This window comes from Candidatus Binatia bacterium (assembly GCA_036493895.1).
In the GTDB taxonomy this organism is placed as follows: Bacteria; Desulfobacterota; Binatia; order UBA1149; family CAITLU01; genus DATNBU01.
This window is the reverse complement of sequence record DASXOZ010000010.1, coordinates 19,845-45,562: the sequence shown is the minus strand read 5'-3', so window position 1 is coordinate 45,562 and position 25,718 is coordinate 19,845. Positions and strand designations below refer to the sequence as shown.

At 66.2% G+C, this 25,718-nt stretch carries 20 protein-coding genes; 10 read left to right on the top strand and 10 right to left on the bottom strand.

What is annotated here, in order from left to right:
* Positions 1 to 65: 65 nt before the first annotated feature.
* Positions 66 to 692: a hypothetical protein gene (locus VGK20_01605; GenBank protein HEY2772725.1), complete on the bottom strand. Its 627-nt coding sequence runs from the start codon at positions 690 to 692 to the stop codon at positions 66 to 68.
* Between the two features lie 81 nt (positions 693 to 773).
* Between VGK20_01605 and VGK20_01600 the strand changes: the two genes are divergently transcribed.
* Positions 774 to 2,828, top strand: coding sequence for a DUF3293 domain-containing protein (locus tag VGK20_01600; protein HEY2772724.1), 2,055 nt, complete (start codon positions 774 to 776; stop codon positions 2,826 to 2,828).
* Here the strand turns inward: VGK20_01600 and VGK20_01595 are convergent.
* Positions 2,822 to 4,486: a CAP domain-containing protein gene (locus VGK20_01595; protein HEY2772723.1), complete on the bottom strand. Its 1,665-nt coding sequence runs from the start codon at positions 4,484 to 4,486 to the stop codon at positions 2,822 to 2,824. The genes VGK20_01600 and VGK20_01595 overlap by 7 nt on opposite strands.
* A gap of 545 nt (positions 4,487 to 5,031) precedes the next feature.
* On the opposite strand from VGK20_01595, the gene VGK20_01590 reads away from it, so the two are divergent.
* From VGK20_01590 to ald, 5 genes are all read left to right on the top strand, one after another.
* On the top strand, positions 5,032 to 5,625 hold the full coding sequence (locus tag VGK20_01590; protein HEY2772722.1) for a hypothetical protein: 594 nt from the start codon (positions 5,032 to 5,034) through the stop codon (positions 5,623 to 5,625).
* A 123-nt stretch (positions 5,626 to 5,748) separates the two neighbouring features.
* Positions 5,749 to 7,257: a radical SAM protein gene (locus VGK20_01585; GenBank protein ID HEY2772721.1), complete on the top strand. Its 1,509-nt coding sequence runs from the start codon at positions 5,749 to 5,751 to the stop codon at positions 7,255 to 7,257.
* 293 nt (positions 7,258 to 7,550) lie between these two features.
* Complete coding sequence (locus VGK20_01580; protein ID HEY2772720.1) at positions 7,551 to 7,895, top strand: hypothetical protein; 345 nt, start codon at positions 7,551 to 7,553, stop codon at positions 7,893 to 7,895.
* Between the two features lie 358 nt (positions 7,896 to 8,253).
* The gene (locus tag VGK20_01575; GenBank protein ID HEY2772719.1) at positions 8,254 to 9,300 is read left to right on the top strand and encodes a hypothetical protein; all 1,047 of its coding nucleotides are present in this window, start codon (positions 8,254 to 8,256) and stop codon (positions 9,298 to 9,300) included.
* Between the two features lie 133 nt (positions 9,301 to 9,433).
* The gene (gene ald / locus VGK20_01570; protein ID HEY2772718.1) at positions 9,434 to 10,537 is read left to right on the top strand and encodes an alanine dehydrogenase; all 1,104 of its coding nucleotides are present in this window, start codon (positions 9,434 to 9,436) and stop codon (positions 10,535 to 10,537) included.
* Positions 10,538 to 10,549: 12 nt separating this feature from the next.
* On the opposite strand, the gene VGK20_01565 is transcribed toward ald, so the two are convergent.
* Positions 10,550 to 11,416: a multiheme c-type cytochrome gene (locus VGK20_01565; protein HEY2772717.1), complete on the bottom strand. Its 867-nt coding sequence runs from the start codon at positions 11,414 to 11,416 to the stop codon at positions 10,550 to 10,552.
* A 355-nt stretch (positions 11,417 to 11,771) separates the two neighbouring features.
* Here VGK20_01565 and VGK20_01560 point away from each other — a divergent pair, with 355 nt between their 5' ends.
* The 3 genes from VGK20_01560 to VGK20_01550 all read left to right on the top strand — a co-directional run bounded on the left by VGK20_01560 (position 11,772) and on the right by VGK20_01550 (position 16,152).
* On the top strand, positions 11,772 to 13,757 hold the full coding sequence (locus VGK20_01560) for a cytochrome b/b6 domain-containing protein (GenBank protein HEY2772716.1): 1,986 nt from the start codon (positions 11,772 to 11,774) through the stop codon (positions 13,755 to 13,757).
* 179 nt (positions 13,758 to 13,936) lie between these two features.
* Positions 13,937 to 15,664, top strand: coding sequence for a hypothetical protein (locus VGK20_01555; GenBank protein ID HEY2772715.1), 1,728 nt, complete (start codon positions 13,937 to 13,939; stop codon positions 15,662 to 15,664).
* Positions 15,661 to 16,152, top strand: coding sequence for a cytochrome c (locus VGK20_01550; GenBank protein ID HEY2772714.1), 492 nt, complete (start codon positions 15,661 to 15,663; stop codon positions 16,150 to 16,152). The genes VGK20_01555 and VGK20_01550 overlap by 4 nt, the downstream gene beginning before the upstream one ends.
* An 87-nt stretch (positions 16,153 to 16,239) precedes the next feature.
* Here the strand turns inward: VGK20_01550 and VGK20_01545 are convergent, their stop codons facing one another.
* Genes VGK20_01545 through VGK20_01535 form a run of 3 tightly spaced genes read right to left on the bottom strand, consistent with a single transcriptional unit; the run spans position 16,240 to position 19,678 of the window.
* Entirely contained in the window at positions 16,240 to 17,808 is a 1,569-nt protein-coding gene (locus VGK20_01545; protein ID HEY2772713.1) for a cytochrome c3 family protein, read from the bottom strand.
* Complete coding sequence (locus VGK20_01540; protein HEY2772712.1) at positions 17,805 to 19,220, bottom strand: cytochrome bc complex cytochrome b subunit; 1,416 nt, start codon at positions 19,218 to 19,220, stop codon at positions 17,805 to 17,807. Before VGK20_01540 ends, VGK20_01545 begins: the two co-directional genes overlap by 4 nt.
* Positions 19,217 to 19,678, bottom strand: coding sequence for a Rieske (2Fe-2S) protein (locus VGK20_01535; protein ID HEY2772711.1), 462 nt, complete (start codon positions 19,676 to 19,678; stop codon positions 19,217 to 19,219). Before VGK20_01535 ends, VGK20_01540 begins: the two co-directional genes overlap by 4 nt.
* Positions 19,679 to 20,040: 362 nt before the next feature.
* On the opposite strand from VGK20_01535, the gene VGK20_01530 reads away from it, so the two are divergent.
* On the top strand, positions 20,041 to 21,834 hold the full coding sequence (locus VGK20_01530; GenBank protein ID HEY2772710.1) for a hypothetical protein: 1,794 nt from the start codon (positions 20,041 to 20,043) through the stop codon (positions 21,832 to 21,834).
* Positions 21,835 to 21,920: 86 nt separating this feature from the next.
* On the opposite strand, the gene VGK20_01525 is transcribed toward VGK20_01530, so the two are convergent.
* The 4 genes from VGK20_01525 to VGK20_01510 form a co-directional block, all read right to left on the bottom strand.
* Entirely contained in the window at positions 21,921 to 22,307 is a 387-nt protein-coding gene (locus VGK20_01525; GenBank protein HEY2772709.1) for a cupin domain-containing protein, read from the bottom strand.
* A 69-nt stretch (positions 22,308 to 22,376) separates the two neighbouring features.
* A complete protein-coding gene (locus VGK20_01520) occupies positions 22,377 to 23,147 on the bottom strand; it encodes an adenylate/guanylate cyclase domain-containing protein (protein HEY2772708.1) in 771 nt (256 codons plus the stop codon).
* Positions 23,141 to 24,223 (bottom strand): hypothetical protein, encoded by a 1,083-nt coding sequence (locus VGK20_01515; GenBank protein ID HEY2772707.1) that lies wholly within the window; start codon positions 24,221 to 24,223, stop codon positions 23,141 to 23,143. Before VGK20_01515 ends, VGK20_01520 begins: the two co-directional genes overlap by 7 nt.
* 52 nt (positions 24,224 to 24,275) lie before the next feature.
* The gene (locus VGK20_01510; protein HEY2772706.1) at positions 24,276 to 25,646 is read right to left on the bottom strand and encodes an FAD-binding oxidoreductase; all 1,371 of its coding nucleotides are present in this window, start codon (positions 25,644 to 25,646) and stop codon (positions 24,276 to 24,278) included.
* Positions 25,647 to 25,718 lie beyond the last annotated feature (72 nt).

Here is a 25,718-nt window from a genome sequence, read left to right as displayed (position 1 = left end):
AGGCACCAGCGCGCATCAAGCACGCAGCACCGTCCAGTTGATGCGCGCTGGTGCCTGACCCCGGATTATTCGGCGGGTTTCGCTTCCGGCTTGCGGCCGACCAGCAGAACATAGGTCTGATCGGGCAGGAACTTGGTGCCCTGCCAGTCGGGATGGTCCCTCTTCTGGGACTCGTAGTACGCGCTGTAGCCGCGTGCCTTGGTGACATCCTGGCCGATCGCGTCGATGGCTGCCTGGGCGTTCACCACGTACGACGGCGGATCGTCCTCGGGTCCCACCAACATCAGCAGGCCCGCCTTGAAGCGCATGCCTTCGTTGTCGAGCACCGAGACTTCCCAGCCCTGGTCACGGAACACGGTGGCAATCTGGTTGGCAAACGTCGACGCTTCGCGGTCTTTCGGATCGACGCGCATCCACAGCTTCTTTTCGGAGCCGCCTTCCTGGGCCAGCGCGTCGATCATCATCTGTCGCGCGCTCTCGATCACCTCGCGACCCCCCGACGCACTCGCAGCGGGAACGACGGCCGCGGCGGCGGGCGCCGGCTTCGGGATGCTGGCGGCGGCGCTCTGATGGGATTTCACATTGGCGATGTCGACCCTGAGCGCGTAGTTGTCGAGCATCAGGCGCGTGATCATGATTCCGGCGCCACCGAGAAGAACGAGGGCAACGACGAGGCCTGTAGAACGGTTCATGGGGCGGGAACCTAGCCTTTTCCGGCCCCGCACCCAACCGGCCGGGTTCCACCTTCGACGCCGACCGCTTATCCTCCATCGATGGCATTGATGGCGTCGATGGCGTCGGTGGCGTCGATGGCGTCGGTGGCCGGCGATCTTCGGCAGGAGCCGCGCAAGCCTTGGTGGAAAAGCGCGGTTTTCTACCAGATCTACCCGCGCAGTTTCCTCGACAGCGACGGCGACGGGATAGGCGACCTCGAAGGCATCCGGCTGCGCCTCGACTACCTGTGTTCGCTCGGCATCGACGCAATCTGGATCAGCCCTTTTTTCCCGTCGCCGATGAAGGATTTCGGCTACGACGTCCGCGATTATTGCAACGTCGACGCGCTGTTCGGAAGCCTCGAGGTGTTCGACCGGCTGGTCGCCGACGCGCACGAGCGCGGCCTTCGCGTCGTGATCGACTGGGTCCCCAATCACACCTCCGATCTTCATGCGTGGTTCATCGACTCGCGCAGCAGCCGCACGAGCGGCAAGCGCAACTGGTACGTTTGGCGCGACCCTGCTCCCGGCGGCGGTCCTCCGAACAATTGGGTCGGCCAGTTTTCGCACGGGCCTGCATGGACCTTCGACGAGGCGACGGGCCAGTACTGGCTGCACTGCTTTTTGCCCGAGCAGCCGGACCTCAACTGGCGCGAGCCGCAGGTGGTGCGCGCGATGCACGCGACGCTGCGCTTCTGGCTCGACCGCGGAGTCGACGGTTTTCGCATGGACGTCGTACACCTCATCGGCAAGGACGAAGCCCTCGCCGACGATCCCGATTACCTGAAGGACCTCACGCACGTTCCGCTGCATCATCGCGAAGAAACCCATCCGCTGCTGCGCGATATCCGCGTCCTTCTCGACTCGTACGACGGTGAGCGCGTATCGATCGGAGAGGTGTTCCTCCTCGACAGCGCCGCGATCGCCGAGTACTACGGCCGCGGCGACGAGCTGCACCTTTGTTTCAACTTCCTTCCGCTGTTCACGCCGCCGGACGCCGAGGCGTGGCGCGAACAGATCGAGAAGATTCACAGCGAGCTCGCGCCCCGCGATGCATGGCCGACGTGGGTATTGTCGAACCACGACAACCAGCGTCACCGCACCCGGTACGGCAGCGAAGAAGCGGCGCGTGCAGCAGCGTTCCTGCTGCTCGGGCTGCGCGGCACGCCGTTCCTCTATGCGGGAGAAGAGCTGGGCCTTTCCGATGCGGAGATTCCGCCCGACCGTCGCGTCGACCCGGGCCTGCGCGACGGCTGCCGCGCGCCCATCCCGTGGGACGACAGCCCGCGACACGGCTGGCCTCGCGAGGACAACTGGTTGCCGTGGCCGCCGCGACCCGAAGGCGGCGCCGCTTCGACGCAGGCCGAAGACCCGGCATCGATGCTGTGCCTCTACCGTCGCCTGCTCGCCGTACGTCGCGCATCGACGGCACTCAGAAGCGGCGACGAAGAGCTGATTCCGCTTGGCGACGAACTCGATTCCAGCGTGCTCGCGATCAGGCGCCACGACGGCGCAACCGGCGACGAGAGAATCGTCATCGTGAACTTCGGCGACGCGGATGCGCGCGTACCGTCGGGCGGTCGCATCGAGGTGGCCTCGGAACACCGTCGCGAAGGCGAGCGCTTCGACGGAATACTGGGGCCGCAATCCGCCGTGTGGCTGGGTCGCGACGGCGGACCTTCGGCGCTGTTTTCGGCAAGTGAAAAAGCGCCGCCGTTTCCGCGCGCCTGGCTCGATACCGTCTTCCTCGTGCCTCAGCCGCCGCCGCGATGGCCCCGCCGTTTTGCAATCGTGACGGCATACAATCCCGGCGGCCGGCCGGCGCCGGAGCGACAGAACCTTCGCGCCAGCGCCGAGCTGGATGCCTTGCTCGCCCGCGAAAGCATCGCGTCGTTCGAAGCGACGGGCGCTTCACCGGATCTTTCGCATCGTGAGCCGGGCCGCGCCTTTGCGTGCGCGACGCCGGCCGAGGCATTGCGCGTCGCGAGGCACTTCGGCCAGCAAGGGCTCTTCTGGATCGAGGACGGAGCGCTGTCCGCCTGCGTCACGGCGAGCGGGAAAGCGTGGAAAATCGGCCGTTGGAGCGCACGGATCGTGCGCGAAAAGCCTCAGTAGACGTCTTTCAGGTAGACGATGGCCCACCAGGTGCCGAGCGGATAACGCTCGGTCTTGCGGAACGAGACCGCAAGCGCATACCCGTCGGACTTCGAGGCTTTCGCGAGAATGTCGTGCGGAGGCATCGACGGATCGGCCGACGTGAACGCGATCGTCGCGCCCTCGCCTACTCCGCCTCCGACCGCATCCTCGGTGGTGTCCGACGCGATCATCTGCTCGAGCAGACCGTCCAGTCGCACCGACAAGTCGTGATCCTCGGCGAGCGGCGGCCGCAGCCACCCCTTGGCCCGTGCCACCGCGGAAGACATTCGATTTGCCGCTTCGCGGTCGCTGAAGTGCTCCATCGGCGTCGCGAAATCCTCGACGACGTAGATCCAACGGTCCTGGCGAGTCATGATCGCCAGGCCGACGTTCTCGAGGCCGGGATCGAGGATGTTGCGGCGGTGCCCCGGCGACTGCATCAGCGCGCGATGCGCCTTGACGACGTTCGCGTCGAACGCGACGTTCTCGGCGGCTTCGCGCGCGCTGTAGGAAATCCTCGTCAGGCGCGTCGTCAGGTCGGCGCTGTCTCGCGACGAATAATGCGAGATGCGGTGCGATGCCTTCATGTCACTGTCGTGAAGCCGGGCCATGCGCGTGAGATGCGCATCCCACACCAGCGGCTTCAGGTTGCGCGACGTGCGCTCGACGTTGACGAGGTCGAGCAGCAGTTTTTCGTCGTCGCTCGGCGCCAGGCTTCCCGCCGCGACAGGAGCCGGGCCGAGCCTCGCGAGCGTGAATGCATCGCGCTGCGGCTGCCGCCCGCGCAGGTCGCTGGGCGCGTCACGGATGGGTTCGGCGGACTCGGCGCGGGCCTCGACACCGGCCTCGACGGGATCGACGCGGCTCGCCAGCAGCCGCTCGTCCTGCGCCTTTGCCGATTCCCGTCCGGCAGGTGCATCGTCCTCGCGAGCGGGCGCTTTGGCAGGAGTCGCCGCAGAATGCGGGGCGGCGCTGACACCGGTGGCGTCGCGACGCGGAGCCGGCACCACGTCGGGATGCATCGGCATGAGCATCGGGACGTACTGCAGTCCGGCAGGCCTCTGGTCCAGCGGTGGATCGGATTGGCCGAACACTTCGCCCGAGGACCCATGGACAGCGACGGAAGCCGCCGACGCATCCTGGTCGCTGCCGGCTCTTGCGGAGTCGACCTCGGCACGATTGGCGAGCTTCGCATGCGTGGATTCGTGGCTGGCGGCGGCGTGCGCGGTGGGCTTGCGCGAGGCACTTCGCGAAGCATCGGGTGCGCTCTTTGCGAGTTTCGTCGCGGCGCTCGCATGCGCGGCGGCAGGCGGCACCGGGTGTCCGCTTCGCTGCGCGGCAACCGTCGAGCGATGTTGCCCTTCGCTTGCGGTGTGTCCGCGCGTCGTGTCATGCGGTGCGACGCTGCGGTGAACGAAACGTGCCGCGTCGTCGCGCGACGCAGCGCTCGGGCGCGGAGATTCGTTCGAAGGCGGAAGTGGCGTCAGCGGAATCTTCTGAAGGCGGTCGAGCGACACCGGCTCTTCGTCGCGACTCGCCGCGAACGCTGCGCTGTCGAGCATTCCGTTGGCGAGCACGCAAAGCAGCGATGCGCCTGACAGCGCCGCCGTCCGTCCCGCAACGGAGAAGCCCCGCATTTTCGTCCCCCACATACGCAGCAATTTTGGCGCGCATACGGGGGCAAGAAAAACGGTTCCGGCAGGCCATCATCGCGAAATTGCAAGATTTTCTTTTACGACGCGTTCAGCGCAACCGGGTGCGGCCGCAGCAGCGGCCAGTCCGCGCCGTTCCGGTGAACGTGGTGTCCGGCCGGTCCCGAGACCGGCGGACGCGGTGGGGCAGCTGATCCCGTTCCGACGGATGCTGTGGCCGGCTTTTTTGCGAGCAACTGCGCCTGTCTTCTACCGGCCATGGTGATGCGCGCAGTGGCGCGATCCACATCGGCCGCTGCGGCGACGCGGCATCGGACTCGAGTGCGAGCAACGCACGCAAGCGGGAGCCGCCGGCCCCGGATGCTGCGCCGCATCCGCTGCAACGCGTTAGTTCCTTTGTGCAAACGAAGAGGAAAAATCCACACTTGCGCGGGAAAACCCGATTGCTGACCCGTGCAACGAGGAATACCTCTCGTGTTGCGACAGGGCCGGTCATGCGAGCAGAAAAAATACATCGGGCGAGTGGTGGTTTGGCCGCCGTCCGGCTGTTCGCGTTCCTGCTCTGTCTCGGCCTTGCGGCCGCGACGGCCCACGCACAGTTGCTGCCTACGGCGAAAGCGGACGACATCGTGACGGCTGTGCCGTCCGCATTCGCCGGGGCCGGTGCGACGCCCGCGCTGACCCGCGAGGTCACGCGGGCGTTCGCGCCGCGCTGGAGAGCTTCGTTCGGGTTCCTCTCCGATCCGGAGCAGACGTGGAACGACATCGTCCGCTACGACCAGACTCTGGCGTTCGGAACGAGTCCGGACGGTGCGACGCGCGATAATTGGCGCCAGTTCCTCGGATTTTCGTACTCTCCGATCGACAACGTCAGCCTGCTCGGAGGCATCGCCAGGTCCGGAGGATTCCTCGGCAAGGGCGACGGTTTTTCGCCGACGGGTTACGAGCGGCTCCGCGTCAGCAGCGGGCTGGCGTGGACGGTCGGGGACTGGGGGCTCGGCGGCTCATTCTCATTCATTCCGGCCGGGGCCGCCCGGGTGCCCGGCTACGAGGGTTACTTTCCGTCGCAGGGTTCCACCAGCGCGACGATGCTGTTTGCGCTGACGGTCACGCGCCACTTCTGAAACGCCGTGGTGCCTCACCCTGGTGCCTGACCCCATTCCCCTGGTGCCTGACCCCATTCCTCTGGTGCCTGACCCTATTACATTTCGGAATCCCATTTCCCGGGGCCGTGGTATAGCGGCGTTGTGAGCGAATTGCCGACACGGGCGTCTGCGCCTGAGCGCGGGCGCACCATCGTTTTCTGCGAGCCGCCCTACGTGTTCTGGGACCGCTCGATGGACGGGCTTCGAAAAGGCGAAGAGACGATACCGGGCGTCGGCGTGCTCGTGCTTGCCGCCGTCGCGCGCGAGCGCGGCTACCGGGTCCACCTCGTCGACGCGAAGGAGCAGGGCCGTGGCCTCGAGGAAGTGAGCCGCGAGATCGCGGCGCTTCGTCCCGACGTGCTCGGTCTTTCGGCGACGACGATCTCGGTCACCAACGCGGCGCGCATCGCGGCTCGCGTCAAGGAGCTGGTACCGGGAGTCGTGACGATCATCGGCGGGCCCCACGTCAGCGCGATTCCCGAGCGCACCCTGGAGGCCTTCCCGGAAATCGACTACGGCATCGTCGGCGAAGGCGAGCACTCGCTGTTCGATCTTCTCCAAAGGCTCGAAACGCAGCAGCCGATCGACGGCGTTGCGGGCCTTGCGTGGCGCCGCGACGGCAACGTCGTTGCCAATCCGCGCGCCCCGTACATCGACGATCTCGACGAGCTGCCGCCGCCGGCCTGGGACCTGCTGCCGGACTTCCCGCACCGCTTCCAGCCGACCCTGTTCAGCTATCCGAAAACGCCGGTCGCCTCGCTGATCACGTCGCGGGGCTGCCCGTTCTCGTGCAGCTTCTGCGACCGCTCGACGTCGGGACGCAAAGGCCGCATGCACAGCGTCGAGTACGTCGTCGGGTTGTGTCGCCACCTCGAGGGCCTCGGCGTGCGTCACGTCCTTTTCGTCGACGACCTGTTCACGGTGCGCCGCGACCGCGTCGTGCAGCTTTGCGAATCCTTTCTCGAGGCAGGCTTCCGCTTCACGTGGAGCTGCACCAGCCATCCGAACCTTCTCGACCTCGAGACGATGAAGCTTATGAAGAAGGCCGGGTGCTGGCAGATCGCCTACGGCATCGAGTCGGGATCCCCTCGCATCCTCGACGTCGTCAAGCACGAGGTGAAGATTCCGCGCATGCGCGAGACGCTGAGGCTCACGCGCCAGGCTGGAATCCGTGCCAAGGGCTACGTCATGCTCGGTCACCCGACAGAGGGACTCGACAGCCTCGCCGAGACGCTCGAGTTCCTGCGCACCGTCGAGCTCGACCTCTGCCAGATCACCAAGTTCACGCCGTACCCCGGCACTCCGGCCTACCCGACGATCCACAGCCACGGCAGCTTCGTCGAGAACTGGGAGGAGATGAACGCGATGAACTTCGTGTTCGTGCCGAACGGTCTGACGACGAAGATCCTCGAGACGTATTTCGACCAGTGCTACCGCACGTTCTACTCGCGCCCCGACGTGCTGCGCGGCCTGGCCCTGCTCATGGCGAGAGAGCCCCGCTTCCTGGCTCGCCTCGCCTCGAACGCGTTCGTCTATCTGCGCAACAGGAGCGGCGCGGCCAGGAACTTCTTCCGTCGCGATGTGCCTGCCGAGCTCAGGCCGACCGGCTGACATCGACGTAGAGATCGCGCTGCGACGCGCACGCGCGCTTCGCGTCCCGCGAAACCTCCCACGAGTGGCGCATTTTGTGTGGGCACGCCCACACAAAGCACGCATCGCGGCGTACAAACCCATCGCCAACGTTTGACGGCCGCCGCAATTGGCGTCCTTACTGCTTTCAGGCGGCCCGCGGCAGGATTTCCCTTCGATCCTGCGCGCACTGCCTCACGTGAGGACGATGCACGGGACCTTCGGGACCGTGGCTGGATCAGCCCATGTTGATCCGAGGATGGGGGCGGCACGCAATGGAACTGCATCGTAGAAGGAAGCTCGCATCTCCCGCCCGCGCCAACGCACGAACGGCCGCGCTGCTTCTCGCGGTCGCGACCGCAGTCGGCATCGCGGCACTGGCTACGCCCGCCGCCGCTTCCGCAACGGACGAGCAACCACCGGTTCCGTCCGCGGCCGACGTATCGGTGCTGCGCGGTGTGCTCGCGCTGCAGTATCCCGCGCTGCGACAAAGCGTCGCCTCCACGTCGAGTGCAGCGAGTGCGGCGGGGAAAGGCGGCCCTGCGCAGAACCAACCGGCGCGGCCGGCCATCGAAGGGCAGCAGGAACACGATCAGCACGGCGCCACGCCTGCGATTTGAGGCAGAGTCGGGCGCGGACGCGAGCTGGTCGCCGCGATGCCGGAGCTCTCGCAAGTGAGCTCCGGCATCGTCAGCACGCAAAACGTCTGCATCGCCTGTTTCCTTTGCAACCGGCTTCTCCAGGTTGCGCGCGCGGCACTGCTGCGTTAGCTTGCTTCCAACATCCAGAGAGACGGGCTGCCTTTGAGAGCCCGTCCGACAACCGAGCCGCACGAGCGGCCACGGTGCCAAGGCAACCCTGACGGGATGATGTGGCTCGAGCTTCGCGGCTCCACGGGCAAAACGTCCAGGCGCAAGCCTGCCTCCCTCAAGGTTGCATCGGTACCAGGCGCGCTCGGCGGCTGCACGGAGGTGCATCGTGTCCGAGCCAAGGCCTTACCAATCTCCCGCGCGGCGGCGTCGCAGTCGCCGCGATCGCGTCCATCGTATCCTGGCGACGCGAATCGCCGCCAAACGCACATCGACGGGCCGTTTCGTCGGCAGCCTCGGCAACTCGATCTGCCAGTGCTGCGGCGATCTCGTCGTCGTCGATCTCCGCGAAGAGGCGCACGCGGGCGGCGTGCGGCGCGATACCTGCCAATCGTGCCGTGCAAGCGGAAACGTCGCTGCCGGTCGGCGCTTCTGTGAGCTGTGCGGGCGCGACAGCGATACCGAACCGATCGAGCTCGTCGGCGAGATCTGCGCCGGGTGCGCACGATCCGTTCATCCCGGCCGTCTTGTCGGCGCACTCGCGATCAACGCGCGCCGGCGATTCGTCGATCGCTTCTGCGCGACGCGCGAGGACCTGCTGCGCCTGGACGCGATCCTCGAGGACGAGCGATGGCTCGACGAGAGCGCGCTCGCCGATCCGCACGCAGTGCAACGTGGATACCGGCGCCTGGTGCGCAGAGTAACCGCGATCCGGCACGAGCTTGGCGTTGCGTGGAGTCCTCCTCCGCCGCCGGATGCAAGTGCCCCGGTGGCTGCCCGTCGCCTGGACGTGCTTGTCGCGCGTGCGCTGCGCGCGCCGGTGGACATCTTCGCACGCAACGCGCTGCTCGCGTCGTCGCGCCAGGACCAGCTCGCCCTGATCGACGAGGTGCAAGCGCTGGCTCGCGGCAGCACGAGCACGGTTGCCGTCGAGGAAATCACGGCGCTCGAGGACGAGCACGTATGGGAAGTGCTGAGGCTCTGCGACCGGCTCGGCCGCTCGGTGTACGCGGTCGTGCGTCGCGATCTCGCGCGGGGGACCGTCGGCGAACACGGGGTCGAACGCTGCGAAGAGACACGCACGTTGTGGGCGATCGTTCCGTCGTGGAATGCGTTGCAGGTCACGGTGGGCAATGAGGTGCACGGCAACGCGAATGCCGCGGGAGACGGAGATCCGACGAATTTTGCAGCACCGCCGGCCCCGACGCTGCAGTGACACCCGGATGGCAGGCGCTCTGCAAATCCGGAACAGGGACAGACTACGCGAGTGAGTGCCGGCGCGTAGTTCGTGCCTGTTCCGGATATCCGGGCGTCGCATTGCGCCCGGAAACGGCGCAGACTCCGCTGGCATGCGCATCGGCGTTCCAAGGGAAATCAAGGACGACGAAAACCGCGTCGCGATTACTCCGGCGGGCGTAACGGCACTGGCGTCGAACGGGCACCGCGTGCTCATCGAAAGCGGCGCCGGGCGCGGCAGCGGTCTCAGCGACGAGATGTACGACCGTGCCGGTGCGACGATCGCCGCGACGGCGGCCGACGTGTGGCGCGACTCCGACCTCGTGCTCAAGGTCAAGGAGCCGCTTCCAGCCGAATACGGCTTCCTGCACGAAGACCTCGTGCTCTTCACGTACCTGCACCTGGCCGCCAACGAGACGCTCACGCGCGAGCTTCTGCGCAGCAACTGCACCGCGATCGCGTACGAGACGGTGCAGCTCGACGACGCAAGCCTGCCGCTGCTCGTGCCGATGTCCGAAGTGGCCGGTCGCCTGGCCGTCCAGGCCGGAGCCGCGTCCCTCGAGATGGCCCACGGCGGCAAGGGAATCCTGCTGCCCGGCGTTTCCGGCGTCCGGCGCGGACGCGTGACGATCCTCGGCGCGGGAGTGGCCGGCTTCAACGCCTGCGTCGTCGCGGTCGGGCTCGGTGCCGACGTGACGATCGTCGACGTCAATCCGCGCCGCCTCGCGTACGTGAGCGACGTCGTGCGCGGCAACGTCACGAGCCTGATGTCCAACCTCGCGAACATCGAAGCTTCGGTCGCCGAGGCCGATCTCGTGATCGGCGCGGTGCTGATTCCCGGTGCGAAGGCTCCGCGCCTCGTCACGCGCGAGCTGCTGAGGCGCATGGAGCCGCGCTCGGCGCTCGTCGACATCGCAGTGGACCAGGGTGGCTGCGCCGAGACGACGCGCGCGACGACGCACCATGATCCGCGCTACATCGAAGAGGGAATCGTGCACTATGCGGTGGCGAACATGCCGGGCGCGGTACCGCAAACTTCCACGTACGCACTCACGAACGTCACGATGAGCTATGCGCTCGAAATCGCGGCGCACGGCTGGCGCAAGGCCGCGGCAGACGATGCATCGCTCGCGCGCGGCGTATCGTGCTCGCGCGGACGCCTGACGAGCCGGCCGGTGGCCGAGGCTTTCGGGATCGCGTGGGAACCACTGCGCTGAACGCGCCTGCGGTCAGTGGTCCTTGTGGTCGGCGTCGTCGTGGGCGCCGTCGGTGTTGGCGCCCTTCTTCATTTTGAGCTTCAGGCGCGCTTCTCCGTCCAGCAGCTTGGCAAGGTTGAGGATGTCCTGGCTTTCGTGCAGCGAGCGCTGCAGGTCGAAGCTGTGCCAGTCGACCGTGACCTTGTGGTAGCTCTGCTCCATGTCATGGAAGCGCTTGATCGCGTCGGCATGCCAGTCGGGCACGGCAGCCTGCGCAGCGTCGAGCGACTGCTTGGTCTTGTAGAGCTGGATCTTGGCCGCAACCAGCCAGGAAAGCGCCGCGCGCGCCTCGACGGGCTTGTCGTGGCAGACGATGCATCGCGACGTGATCTCCGCCGGAGACGGCAGGCTCGTTGCCATCGCGCCATGGCAGGTCACGCAGGTGGCCGCGACCGTGTCCTGGCGGAATTCTTTGGCGTGAGTCGTTCCCTCGTAAGCGTGGAACTGGTCCTTGTGGCAGGTGCCGCAGGTTGCCGCGACGTTGCGGGAACTGGTCCTGCTGGCCGGATCGGATGACGGCAGGATGCCTTTGTGGGCGGCTTCCATCTGCGTCGCCGAAGGATCTCCACCGTGGCACTTCTCGCAGGCAACGCCGCTGCGGGCGTGCTCGGAAGCTTTCCATTCACCGAAGCTGTGGCCGAGCGTGATCGGAAGCTGCTCGATCTCGTGGCAGGCGATGCACTGGTTGGCCTTCGCATCGGTGCCCTGTGCCGCAAATCCAGAATAAGGCCCGACGAGCACTGCCGCCATGGCTGCGACCGGGACGGCAGCATGCGGGAGCCGCAACCAGGAGCGCCGGGCTGTCACGAGACGGTCGAGGGACCTGGATTCGAGCTTCATCGTTACTCCCTCGCCGATGCGGGAGCCGGCACGATGATCGCGTGCCATTCGGACCGGCACGCAAGCCAGCCTTGCACCCCGCGACGCGTCCCCGCCGCAGCGAATGATATGCAAAGCACCGCAGCAGGGGAAACGCCTCGAGCCGACTGCTTGCCGTTTCTTCTCCAGAAGTGGGAAACCCGTCGTGCGAGAATTCCCACAGCTGAAGCTGCCCGTGGCTTCGTCACGCTCGAGAAGTAAGGAACGTGCCCGCGTCTTGTCCATTCCGCCAGTGGACTCGGCCTCTTGACGCATCGACGGCAGATCGCCGCCGGCTCGGCACCGAAAGTGCTACGTCCGTGCTGTCGTGGACAGGATGCTGGCAGCTCGCGATGGCACGCGGATCCTCTCCGCGGTGGCCGCGGGCGTTCTTGCATGCCTCGCGGCCGCTGTCGTCCCGGCGATCGCCGCCGACCTGGGCAACGAAGACTGCCTGTCGTGTCACGGCGACAGCGTCAGCAAGGACGAGAAGCATCCGGCCAACATCGCCGGCGGCGCATTTTCGGCGTCGGCGCATTCCGACCTCCAGTGCACGACCTGCCATGCGGACGCGACGTCGCTCCCTCACGGCAAGCTGAAGGAAGTCGACCTCGAGACCTGCACGGATTGCCACGATGACGAGGTGAAGGCCTACCGCGAGGGTGACCACGCAAGGGCAAGGGCGGCCGGCGTCACCGCGGCGCCAAGGTGCGACGGTTGCCACGGCGACCTGCACAAGGTGGTCGACCGCAGCGACGACAAATCGCCGGAGCACTGGATCGCACTGGCTCAGGTCTGCGCCCGCTGCCACGCCGATCCGAATCTTGCCCGCGAACGCAACCTGTCGGTCGTGCAGCCGGTCGAAGCGTACCTCGAGAGCGCCCACGCGCGCGCGATCCGCGAAGGAAAACGCGGCGCCGTCTGCTCGGACTGCCACGATTCGCACCGCACCCTTCCGCCGGACGATCCGAAGTCGACGATCTGGAGAGCGACGGTCCCGCAGACCTGCGGCAAGTGCCACAAGGATGTCGTCGACACCTTCCAGCAGAGCGTCCACGGGCAGGCTCTTGCCCGCGGGATGCGAGATGCGCCGACGTGTACCGACTGCCACGGCGAGCACCGCATCCTGTCACACACCGATTCGGGATCGCCGGTGTTCGCGGGCAACGTGTCGCGCGACACTTGCGGTCGCTGCCACGGCGACACGCGTCTCGTCGAACGCCATGGCCTGAGTGACACCAACTTCTCGGCGTTCCAGGACAGCTTTCACGGCCTGGCCATCCGTGCCGGGGAAGTCTCGGCGGCCAACTGCTCGAGCTGCCACGGCGTCCATGACGTGCTTCCGGCGAGCGATCCGCGCTCCTCGGTACACCCGGACAACATCGCAAAGACCTGCGCGCGCTGTCATCCCGGCGCGGGACAGCGTTTCGCAGTGGGCCCGGTCCACGTCTCGGCGACGATCTCCAAGGACGGCGCGCAGCACTGGATCCGGCTCATCTACCTGTGGATCATCGCCGTCGTGATCGGTGGGATGGTGCTGCACACGGCCGCCGACTTCGTGCGAAAGGCTGCGATGCAACCGGCGACTCACGCCGAAGCGCGCGGCCCTGCGCGCCTGCGCATGCCGCTTCGCCTGAGGCTCCAGCACGGCCTGGTGATGCTGAGCTTCCCGCTGCTGGCGTACAGCGGATTTGCACTGACCACGCCCGAGAGCTGGTGGGCCGCACCGCTGCTGCATTGGGAGACTGCCCACGCGACGCGAGGAATCACGCACCGCATCGCAGCGATCGTGCTCCTCGTTGCCGTCATCTGGCACGTCGGCAACTATTTCTCGAAGGCCAGCCGCCAGCGCGAATGGATGCGCGGGATCTGGTGGAAACTGTCCGACGCGCGCCACTTCTTCGCGATGCTCGGCTGGTACGTAGGCCTTCGCCGCGAGCACCCCGTCTCCGGGCGCTTCAGCTATATCGAAAAGGCGGAGTACTGGGCGTTCCTGTGGGGCATCGTGCTCATGGCGGTCACCGGCCTGCCGCTGTGGTTCAAGGACATCACGCTGCGCTACCTGCCGAAGTGGCTCACCGACGTGGCGACCTCGCTCCATTTCTACGAAGCAGTGCTGGCGACCCTGGCGATCCTGGTGTGGCACATGTACTGGGTCGTGTTCGATCCCGACGTCTACCCGATGGACATGAGCTGGTGGCACGGACGCGCGCCGGCGGCGCGCAACGCCGAACGCATCGACGACGCGGAAGCAGCACCGCCCGCATCACCGGTCGCCGAAGCTGCCGTTGCCGCGCGCGAGGATTCCGGCAATCGGGAATGATGCGGGGATCCTTTTCCGAAGCTGGGAAAGTCTTGCGGATGGCGCCGCGACCTAACGCCGACTGACGGGCATTCCGCAGCGTTTCCGGCTCCTCGCACCAACGATCTGCGCATTGCGAGCGGCATGCGCATTGCATTGCATTGCCCGGATCTGTCGTTTTTCGCACCGAGGTGCCGTGCATGCCGCCAGGCCGGGACGAGATCGAGACCAGGGTCGAGTCGTTGGCGCGAGAAGTCGCGGATCTGCGTTCGCGCATCCAGGCGCTCGAGCTCGGTGCCGTTTCCCTGCTGACCAGAAGCGTTTCTACCATCGCACCGGCGTCCATTGCCGGCCCGGTGCACGCGTGGGCGCCGGCCGAAATCGTCGGCCTGGCTGGTCGAACCCTGGTCATCCTCGGCGGAGCCTTCCTGCTCCGTGCGATCAGCGCCGCATCCTTGCTGCCCGATTTCAGCGGGCCGGTGCTCGGATTGCTGTACGCGGCCTGGTGGCTCGTCCAGGCGGACCGCACGCGCGATCCGGCGCAGAAGACGAGCGCGGCGTTCTACGGGATTGGCGGAATCGTCATCGCGTACCCGTTGTTGTGGGAGACCACGGTGCGTTTCGGCCTGCTGCCGGGCGCCGTCGTTGCACCGTCGATCATCGTCTTCTTCGTGCTCGGCCTGGTCGTCGCGCGCCGGCGCGACCTGCGTGTGCTCGCGTGGATCGTGGCTGCCGGGGCAGTCGCCACGATCGTCGCGCTGCTCTCCGGAACCAGCACTTTCATGCTGTACGCCGCGACTCTGCTGGTTGCGGCCGCAGCCGTCGAGACGATCGAGTCCATTGAGCGCTGGCCCGAGCTGCGCTGGCTGCTGGCCGGCGCCGTCGATCTCGTTCTCGTCCTGCTTGCGCTGCTGGTCTCCCAGCCGCGGCCCTCTGCGGAATTCTACTCATCGACGCCGCCCGGCGACGTCATCGTGCTCGCCCTTGTGGCGCCGGTGATCTGGCTTGCCAGCGTTGCCACGGCCACGCTGGCGCGGCGCCGGCCGATTTCCCTGTTCGAGCTGGTGCAGGTTTCGGCGTCGCTCGTTGCGGGGATCGGCACCGCGATGGTCACGATCCAGTTCCATGGTGGAAGCTCGACCGGCATCGCGGTGTCGATCGCGCTGATCGGCGCTGCCTGCTACGCGGCAGCGTTCCTTTCGATCGATGCCGAGGAAAATCCGCCGCGAAATTTCTACGCGTACAGCACGTTCGCCGGGCTGCTCGTCGGCGCCGGCACCGCGATGCTGCTGGCCCCCGCTGCGCTCGCCGAAACCTGGCTCACGCTTGCCGCAGTCGCGATTGCGACGGGCGTGGTGCGCCGGCGCAATACGCTGCGACTACACGGGGCGCTGTATCTTGCCGCGGCGGCGCTGCCGTCCGGCCTTGCGAGCCTCGGGCTTCGCGGGTTGATCGGAACCCCCGAAGACTTCGCAGTCGACTTCGACGCGCCGGCGGCTCTCGTGCTCACCGCCGCCATTGCAGCTTATGCGGTGCTTGCGGCGCGAATTGCGCCCGACGTTCACTGGTCGGACGCCGTGCCGCGCCTGCTCGTGGCGGCGCTGGCAAGCTGGGGTATCGCGGGCGTCGCGGCGCCGCTGCTCACGTCCGCGCTGATCTCCGTCGCTCCGCACCTGGAGCGGGCAGCGTATCTCGCATCGGTCCGCACGATCGTCGTCTCGGTGCTGGCAATCGCGCTCGCATGGAGCGGCCGCCGCTGGGACCTGCCGGACCTTCGCTGGCTCGTCTTTCCGATGCTGATTGCCGGCGGCGCGCGCCTGGCGTGGGAAGACGTCTCGCTCGGCGGACCGATGAACCTTTTTCTCGCGCTGGTTTTCTACGGCGGCGCGCTCACCATGACTTCCCGGTTGCTGAGGCAGGAGCAATGAACCCGCCCGGCACCACGGGAAGCCTTCGCATCGATCCTGCCGCGGCGGGATCGTTCCTGCCGGAGCTCGACGGCGCGGGCCGTGGCCGGCTCTCGATTGCATGCAACCACAAAGGAGAAGACACGACCATGGTCAGCAAAGCGCGAGTCAGTCTCGTCGTCGGCGCCGTTTGGGCGGCCACCCTGCTGGTGGCCTCCGCGGCGAGTGCCGCCGATGTCGACGCGAACGCACTGTGGAGCAAGAACTGCTCGATCTGTCACGGCAAGGACGCCAAGGGCGACACCAAAGTCGGCAAGGAAAGGAACATCAAGGACCTGACCGACCCGAAAGTGCAGGCCGAGCTGAAAAAGCCGGAGATGATCAAGAAGATCAAGGAGGGCGTCAAGGACGACAAGACCGGAAAAGAGCGGATGAAGGCGTTCGGTGAAAAGCTGAGCGACCCGGAGATCAACGCACTGGTCGACTGGGTGCTCGCGCTCAAGCACTGAGCCATTCTCTGCAACGGGCCTATGGAAAAAGGCGCCGGCCATCGAAAGACGGCCGGCGCCTTTTTTATTGCGGCGGCTGGCGTCCGCTCACTTTCCGCGCTCGATGCTGCGGATCTTCATCCAGAGCGCGAGCACGACGACGACGAGAGAAGCGATGGCGACCAGCAGCCCGCTGCGGCGGTCGCGATACTCGTCATCGACTCCCTTGACGAGTGTCTGCATCTTCGTGACCGTCTCGAGGCCCTTGCCGGCCACTTCATCGAAGTCACTGCGATCGAAGGAGTGGATTTCCGAGCGCGACTGCTTGAGCGCGTCGTCGAGACTGCGACGCTCGTCGTCGAGCGGGTCGACGTCGAGGCCTTTCTCGGCAAGCTCGGCCGACAGCACGCCGAACCTGGTGGACGCGTCGACCATGCCGACGATCGTGTCGTGGAAGTGCGCGGCTGTCTGCTTGCACTCCGGCTTGTCCTTCGCGTTCTGGTCGTGGCAGTCGGCGCAAAGCGAGCCCTTGGTGGTCGTGAGCATCGCGTCGGTCGGCTTGTCGATCGCGTGGCTGCCGTGGCAGCGCTGGCATTCGGGCCAGCCGTGCTTTTCGAACGCCGCCTTGTGCGGGCTTCCTTCGAACAGCGTGCCGTTGCGCGCATGGCAGGTACGGCAGATCTGCGCGACGCTCGACACTTCGGCCGGCGCCGCCGCGTGATTGCCGTGGCAATCGTTACAGGCCGGCGCACCGGTGTCGCCCTTCTCGAGAAGTGCGCGCCCGTGAACGCTCGTCTTGTACTTGGCGAGCTGGTCGGTGGGGATCGGTGAGCCGTCAGGAAGCTTGACTCCTTCCATGACCTTCGGATCCGAGTGGCACTTGCCGCAGGTCTCGGGAACGTTTTTCGAAAAAACGCTGGACGCCGGGCTCTTGGCGGGTTGGATGCCGTGCACGCCGTGGCAGCTCACGCACTGGGCCGCGCGCGGATTGCCGCCTTCGAGCAGCGCCTTGCCGTGATGGCTCGTCTTGTACTTGGCGAGCTGGTCGGTGGGCAGCGACGGATTGAAGGTGCCCATGTACTTTGGATCGCTGTGGCAGCGACCGCAGAACTCGGGGATCCATTTCGGATTGGCGATGCGCTCGTCGCGGTCGGTCGGCCACTGGTCGGGATGGTCGTGCGCCATGTTGCCGGTCGGATCGCCGCCGTGGCAGCCTGCGCAGGCCAGGTTGTGGCGAAAGTGCGCGTCGCTGACGAAGTTGCGCAGGTTCATGTACGGCGGCGAGCCCGCCGCGACCGGATCGAGCGAGAACAGCGTCGGCGGGTCCTGGTACTTGTCGTTGCTGTGGCAGAGCAGGCAGTTGTTGGTCAGCACCAGCTCGAGCTTGGTCGTGTCGAGGTCGAGCGACAGGATCTCGCGGATTTGCGTAGCCGATCCGATGTACTCGTTGTCCACCGCGTCGGCGAAAAGCTGCCGCGCATGCGCCGGCAGCGCATCGAAAACTTTTCGCTGCGCCTGGTCGAGCACTACGGCGTCTTTGTCGTCGTGGGAGTCGAGCATCTCCTGCAGCGCAGTGGTCATCTTGAACTCTTCCGGCGGCGCCGCGTTGTCGTCGGCGACGCCGAGGCGCGGCAGTGCGACGAGCAGCAGCACGGCGGCAAGAGCGCGCGCGTTCACGGCACGACCTCGGCGGCTCGGCCGCGCGTTCGCAGCGAGCCGGCGACCAGCATCGTGACAGTGGCCGTTCCGACGACGGCGCCGGCGAAGAGATAGTCCCAGCCGAGCAGCCCGTGCAGCGCAATGTGGACGACGGCGGCTGCGCTCAGCAGGAACCAGCGGTGCTCGTAAAGCCCGATGCGAAGCACCGTCGTCGCAGCAGCAAGGGCGATGACGACGATGGCGCAATAGCGCGCGACCACCGCGGTCTCCGCCGGCGTCGTCGGTATCGTGTCGGCACCGAGATCGGCTGCCTTCAGCGTAAGGAACGTCAGGAACACGATGGCGGCGAACCCCATGTCGGTGAATGCGATCGACGACTTGCCGCGACGTGCCGAGCGGTCGAGCCACGGAATCAGCGCCCAGCCGCCCATCAGAAGCCCGACGACGAGCAGGCAGACCTGAGGGCCCTCGAGCCCGAACAGGTGCGGAGGGAACTCCTTCAAGAGCTGGTAGATCCAAAGGAAGTACCACTCCGGCTTGATACCGGGGTAAGCGGGAGCCAGCGGGTCGGCCTTGGTGCCGAGATCCCACTCCATTCCCGGCAGCTTCGGTCCGTACGGAAGCAGCACGGCCAGGCCCGCAAGAGCAGTCAGGCACACGAGCCACAGCAGCAGGTCGCGCAGAGCGAAGTTCGGGAAGAACGGCATTCCCTTCCTGCCGCTCGGCCCGTGAATCGGCGGCGCCATGCCCTGGCGCTGGATCAGCAGCAGGTGTAGCCCGACGAGCGCGAAACAGACGAGCGGAAGAATCACGACGTGACCGGCGAAGAACCGGTACAGCGTGTTGATCGTGACGTCCTCGCCTCCGCGCATCACCAGCAGCAACCAGTGACCGATGACCGGCACCGACTTGACGGAATCGGTGCCGACCGCAGTCGCAAAGAAGCTCAGCTTGTTCCACGGCAGCAGGTAGCCCGAGAATCCGAACGCGAGGGCTATCGCGAAAAGCGCGAAACCGCTGAGCCACGTCAGCTCGCGCGGCGGACGGTAGGCCTTGAGCAGCATCGTGCTGAACATGTGCAGCACGAGACAGATGATCATCAGGTGCGCGCTCCAGCAGTGGATCGCGCGGATCAGCCATCCAAAGGGAACCTTGGTCGCGATGTAGCGGATGCTCTCGTACGAGGTGGCCTGGCCCGGCTGGTAGTACATCAGCAGCAGCACGCCGGTGGCGATCTGGACGAGGAAGAAGAACAGCGTCGCGCCGCCGAGGTAGTACCAGACCATCGGGTGCGCGCCGACCGGCACTTCCTTGTGCCGCATGTATACGATGAGAGGGGTCAGGCCGTAGCGTCGGTCGAGCCAGCCGAGCAGGCCGCTGTGCGCCGTTTCGTGCGTGACCGCCGGGGTAGCTTTCGCGCCGTCGCTCATGTGGCCTGCGGCATGACCGTGACGCCGCCGTCGGCGTCCTGCTGCGCGACGTACTGGCCGAGAGGTCGCGGCGGCGGGCCCGAGATCACTCGGCCATCGAGATCGAAGCGGCCGTTATGGCACGCGCACCAGATCACCGATTCGCCGGGAACGAACTTGACCGTGCAGCCTTCGTGCGTGCAGCGCGCATCGAGCGCGCGAACTTTCTGCGCGGGGTCCTGGAACACCAGCAACCGCTTGCCCGCCGCCGGAACGATGACGAAGCGATCCTTCGCCAGGCTCGCAAGCTGCTCTGCGCTCAGCTTGACCGGTCCTCCGGGACCGGCCAACGGAAGCGGCGTCAGGTAGCGAATGATCGGATAGAAGACGCTGCCTGCCCATCCGACGACGCCGAGTCCGAGGAGGAGATCGAGAAACCCCCGGCGCGTCTGCATCGGCCCTTCGATCGGTTGGGGCATGGCTCACCTCTCGCGCGCGGACCAGATCCGCGACACGGCTGCTGCAGCTTTCAATGCTCGGCAGGAAGTCCCTCCTTGCCGTCACCGGCCCGCGGCCGGCACCCCCGGCAGAGCAATATCCGAGCCAGCACCGACGTGCGCGATTTTGCAGTTTTCTCACTGGGAAAACTGCGGCGACGCTTCCCAGGATTGAGGACAACAGGTGTTCGCGATTCGCAGAAGTGCGACTCCCGGTGCGACGAACAACGCCGTGCCGAGCGAGCTCGTGCGGTCAAGGCGCCGCGGCTGCTGCGTTTTCTGCTGCCGCTGCGGCCAATTTTTCCCCATTGAATATGTGCGGAAAACCGACTACGCCTCGCGTCGTGAAAACCTCGGGGGTCTTGGTTCCTGTCGTTGCCTGTCTTCTTCTGATTGCGGCCGTGGATGCCGGCGCCGACTCGACGCAGCGCCAGGGATGCATCGGCGGCAAGCGCGGCCTGGTCGGCAGGGATGCTTTCTCCATCACCAAGTGCGACGCGAAGGCCGTGAAAACCGGCGCATCGCTCGATCCTGCCTGCGAGACGAACGCGGCCGCCAAGCTGCAGGCAGGCTGGACCGACGTCGAAGGCACTCCAGTCGCGAGCGCGTGCGTGAACACCGGCGACGTCACGATCATGACGTCCGCGGTCCACGACGAAATGAACAACCTGCGTTCGCTGCTGATGGTCGCCGGCGGCGCCAGCTCCTGCACGTCGGGGAAGCTGAAGTCGTCCGGCAAGGCGATCTATTGCGGTCTGCGTTGCGCGCAGAAGGCCGCACTGAGCGGAAACGGCGTCAACTCCGCGAGCCTCGCTGATTGCCGCGCGTCGTGCTCGAACAAGATGATCTCTAGCTTCGGATCCGCAGAGAAGAAGCCGGACTGCCACACCACGGGTGACTCCGCGACGGTGGATACCCAGATCACCGGTTTCGTGAGCGCTGCGATCGACGGCATGCCGCCACCGATCACCAATCCCTGCACGCTTCCCGGCTCGATCCAGTTTACGGCGATGGGGACTACGACGGTTGCCGGCGGGGATCCGTCTTGGCCGGATCTCACATTCCTTCATCTTCCGAACGGCTTTTGCGCGCACTACTTTGGGACGGTTGGCAATGCGCGGCAGGTTCGATTCGCACCGGGTGGCGAGTTGTTCGTCGCGTCGCCGACGCGACTGACCACTTCCGGCGGCGCGAATGGGCATGCGGCCGTCATCGTTCTTCCCGATGACGATCGAGACGGCGTGGCCGACAAGCCGGTGACGTTCAAGGACGCGCTTACGGCTACCCAGGGCCTCATGTTCTACAACGGCTATTTCTACTACCAGGACGACATCCACATCATGCGCGTCCCGTACGCCGCTGGTGAACGCGCGCCGTCGGCGGGCGCCGATACGGTCGGCACGATCGACGTCTACATGTCGCCGTTGCATTGGCCGAAGACTCTCGACGTCGCCGACGACGGCACGATCTACGTCGGCAATGGGGGCGACAACAATGAAACCTGCCAGCAGCCTCCACCGTTTCACGGCGGCATCCTCAAGCTTGACACGCTCCATGGGACGCAGGTTGCAAAAGGAATGCGCAACCCGATCCTCGTACGCTGCGCTCATGGTCACAATCGTTGTTTCGCGCTCGAGTTGGCTCTCGACTTCAGCGCCAGCAGCGCCGGCCGCGAAAAGCTGCTGCCGATCCACGCAGGCGATGACTGGGGTTTTCCCTGCTGCGCTACCAAGGACACGCCGTATACCAGCGTCTCGCCGACTCCCGACTGTTCCGGCGTTGCGCCGGAGAATGCGTCCTTCCTGATCGGCGACACTCCTTTCGGGCTGGATTTCGCACCCGGTTCTTGGCCCGGAATGTATTCGGGCACTGCGATCGTGGCGTTGCACGGCGCGGCCGGCTCGTGGTCCGGCGCGCGCATGGTCGCCATCGCCATGGACCAGAGCACCGGCCTGCCGATGCCCGGTCAGGACCTCAACGGTAACGACACGGGCGCGATGACGGACTTCGCAACCGGTTGGGACGACAACACGAGATCTCACGGAAGGCCGACGGACATCACGTTCGCACCGGACGGGCGCCTGTATGTCTCCGACGATCAGAAGGGTGTCATTGCCTGGATTGCGCCGATCCAGTAGCTGGCTGGCGACTGCTGCGATTTTTGCTGCGTTACGAAAATCGTAGCGCACGAAGGTGTGATGGGTGTCCGGCAGTTGCGCGACCGTCAGCGCGGCCGATGCAGGGTGCCGACGCCTGCGGTGATGAACACCGCGGTGGCCGAGCGCTCGACATCGACGGTGTGCCACGTCCTCGGCTCGTTGATCGCGTAGTCGCCCGCGCGCAGCAGCACGCTGGATGCCTTGCCGTCCCTTTCCTGCGTCAGCGTCATCTCTCCGCTCGTGCAGAGCACGACTTCGCTGCCGTGCGGGTGCATTTCCCAGACGTCCCACGACTTCTCGAACGTATACATGCTGACCAGGCGTCCCTCGATGCCATCGGAGGCGTGGCGCTCGGTGTAGGCGTCGTACCACGCCATGCCGGTGAACTGCGGCTCGACGACGGCGGTGGCGCCGAGGCCGAGGTGAACGGGATTGGCCGTGATGTTCGGCATGCGCTCTGTTCCTCTGGTGCCTGACCCCATTCCTCTGGTGCCTGACCCCATTACACCAATGGCATAGCCCTATTCGAAGCTTTCGAGGGCGTAGGTGGTGACTGGGGCGTGGATTCCTTTGAGCTCGGCTGGGGGCAGCTCGCGCAGGCGGAAGCGGGGGTCGCAGCCGGAGCGCACTTCGTCGGTGACGAGGATGTCGGCGCCGTGTACCCGCGTCAGGTGCTCGACGCGGGAGGCGAGATTGACTGCGCGGCCGATGACGCCGTACTCGCGGAACGACGATGTCCCGAGAATTCCGGAGACGACGGTGCCGCGATGAATGCCGATGCCGAACGCGAGCGTCGGCAGTCCCTTCGCGCCGAGCTCCGCGTTGTATTCCTCGAGCGCTGCGCGCATCGCGAGTGCCGCGTGAAGCGCATCGTTGGTCTGCCACGGGTTGGCTTCCAGCGCGCCGAACAGCGCAAGCAGGCCGTCGCCGATGAACTTGGCCAGGTGCCCGCGATGGCTCGCGATCGCCGTGTCCATCCTCTCGAAGTAGCCGTTGAGGAGCACGACGAGCCGCGTCGGCTCGAGCGTTTCGGCCATCGGCGTGAAGTTCTTGAGATCGGCGAACAGGATGGTCAGCTCCTTCGTCTCGGCTTCGGCGGAGACGCCGCCGGCGATGATGCGCTCGACCACTTCGTGCGGAGCAAACCGCACGAAAGCCTGCTGCAGCGATTCGAGCTCGGCAAGCGACGTTTCCAGACGGCGCGAAAGCTCGCTGGCCTCCCGGCTGCGACGCCACGCAGTCAACGCGCACGCGGCGGCCACCAGAGCTGCGACGAGGAATGCGGTCAGCACGGAGAAACGAGAACGGAAAGGCGCGCCAGGGAATTGGCGAGCGCGGCCATGCCGACGGCTTCGATCGCGACGTCCAGGCCGAGCCGTGAGCCAAGCTCGCGCGTGCGCTGCTGGATCGGAATGTTGCGATAGCGAACCGTCTCGCGCGCAAACGGAATCAGCAGCTGCTCGCGCTCGTCCAGGCGCGGCGAGCCGAGGTTGGTGACGATTTCGTCGATCTCGGCGCCGGACAAGCCTTCGGCGGCCAGCGTGCGCCGCGTCTCGCGCGTCACGGCGTCGCACGAAAGGGCGTGGCCGACTACGGCGCACATCAGCAGCTTGGTTCGTCGCGTCAGCACCGGCGACGCCATCGCATCGTCGATGTCGGCGCGCACGAAGTAGGCCGTCGGCGATCCGTCGAGCGTCGCGACCAGCTCGGCAAAGGGCGGCTCGTTCGGCGTCGGCAGTTTTACCGCGGGCTGGGGTCTGCCGCGCATCTTTCGCGCGATCAGCGGGCGCATCAGCCGCATCAGCGGCTTGTCGAGCAAGTGCTCGATCTGGTCGGGCGGCAGTGCGAACAATGTCGCGACGCGGTTTCCGTAACCGGCGAACGCCGCCATGTAGACGATCTCGGCGATCATCGGCGGTGTAAAGCCCGCCGCTGCGAGATCCTGGAGATCCTGCGGGCCCGGCATCGGGTTGGCCTGCGAGACGCGCCGCGCGTAGCGGATCGCGGCGTCCTCGGCAGGCGTGAGCTTGGCGAGCTGAAGATCTCGCTCGAGCATCTCGATGCGTTCGTCGCCGAAGCCCTGGATCTTCAGGATGGCGCGCGTGGCGCCGTAGCAGTAGCGGCAGGAGTTGTCCTGGGCGACGACGAGCGCGATCAGGTCGAAAAGCGGCAGCGGCATGTGCGCGAGCTTCTTGTCGATCGTGCGCAGGAACGTGCGGATCACCCACGGCACCGGCGTCAGCAGCGAAGCCCATACCGGCATGCCGCCGCCGGTGACCTGCCTGATCGCCGCGGCAAGGTCCTGCGGAACGGGGTGAGGCTCCAGCCAGCTCTCACCCCATTGGGAGTCGAGGGACTCGTAACTCATGCGCCCCGGAGATTGCCAGTGACGATGGCGAGGGTCCAGATGCCGGCGGCCGTCAGTCGAAGATCGTGCCGGGGTTGAGAATTCCCGCCGGATCGAAGGCCTGCTTGATCCTTCGCATCAGCGCGATCTTCACCGGATCCTCGAGCTCCATGAAGAAGTGTTTCTTGAGCGATCCGATTCCGTGCTCGCCGGAGATGACGCCTCCAAGAGCGTAACCGGCGGCGAACAGGTCGCGCAGCAGCGCCGCGCGGCGCTCTTCGTCCTGCTCGAAAATGGCCATGTGCACGTTGCCGTCGCCGGCGTGCCCGCAGCCCGGGATCATCGTCTGGTAACGCATCGCGATCTCGCGCACCGCCTCCATGTACTGCGGCAGCGACGCGCGCGGGACGACGACGTCGATGACCTCGCTGGCCGAAGCGCGCTTGGCGGCCCAGAAGCTCTTTTCCCGGGCGCCGACGAGCTCGACGGCCGCGCCCGGCTGCAGTACGAACACGTCGATCGCACCGTGCTCGGCCAGGATCATTCCGGCCGTTTCCATGTCCTCGTCGACACGCGTGCTGGTACGTCCCTCGATTGCGACGAGGAGATAGGCCTGCGTCTCGTCGCGCACGGACTCGGCAATCCCGAGCTCGATGTTGCTCTGCGCGGTGATCGCCATCATCGTCATCTGGTCGATGTACTCGACCATCAGGGGCGCCACGCCGCTTGCGACCAGCACCGGAATCGATTGCGTCGCTTCTGCCAGCGAGCGGAACGGCGCCAGCAGCGTCGCGCCGTGTTCGAGCAGCGGCATGAGCTTCACCGTCACGCGGGTGACCAGCGCCAGCGTTCCCTCGGAGCCGATGACGAGCTGCGTGAGATCGTAGCCGGTAGAAGTCTTGACGACTTTGCCGCCGGTCTGGATCACCTCGCCCGTCGCGAGCACGGCCTCCAGCCCGAGCACGTGGTGGCGCGTGACGCCGTAGCGCACGGCGCGCATGCCGCCGGCGTTGGTGCCGACGTTGCCGCCGAGAGTCGCGCTGTTCTCACCGGGGAACACCGGGTAGACGAGCCCGTGCGAAGCGAGCGCCGTGTTGAGCTCGTCCAGCGTCACGCCCGCCTCGACCACCGCCATGTGGTTCTCGTCGTCGATCTCGACAATCGCCTTCATGCGCTCGAAGCTGACGACGATTCCATCGGCATGCGGCACGCAGGCGCCCGAAAGCCCGGTGCCGGCGCCGCGCGCGGTCACGGGCAGCTTGTGCTCGGTAGCCAGGCGCAGCAGCCGCGAAACCTGTTCGGCATCGGCGGGCCTCAGCACCGCAAGCGGAAGGCACGGCGTGCCGTGCAACGCTTCATCGTGCGCGTAGTCGGAGAGCGCTTCGCCGGTCACGACATGCTCGCTGCCGACGATCTCTGCGAAGGTCGAGAGAAGGGCGTTCATCGCGTGAAGCTCGTCATGACGACGGGGGTTATCGTAGCCTTTTTGCGGAGGGAAAAGCGGAGGTCATTGCGC